General features: G+C 36.9%; 1 rRNA gene. It reads left to right on the forward strand.

Annotated elements, in window-relative coordinates:
* Positions 1-130: ribosomal RNA gene (locus PVA17_RS25230) — 23S ribosomal RNA — on the forward strand; the annotation flags it as partial.
* Between the last annotated feature and the right edge of the window lie 84 nt (positions 131-214).

Here is a 214-nt window from a genome sequence, read left to right on the forward strand (position 1 = left end):
CCCTCAAGATGAGATTTCCCATTACGCAAGTAAGTAAGATCCCTCAAAGACGATGAGGTAGATAGGTTCGAGGTAGAAGTGTGGTGACACATGGAGCTGACGAATACTAATCGATCGAGGACTTAACCAAAACGTTTGAAACATTCAATGCACGTTTATCCAGTTTTGAAAGAATAAGAAAGTTTTTTAAAAAAAGCTTGCAATTATAACAAAA

This window comes from Lysinibacillus sp. CNPSo 3705 (genome assembly GCF_028674935.1).
Classification (GTDB): Bacteria; Bacillota; Bacilli; order Bacillales_A; family Planococcaceae; genus Lysinibacillus.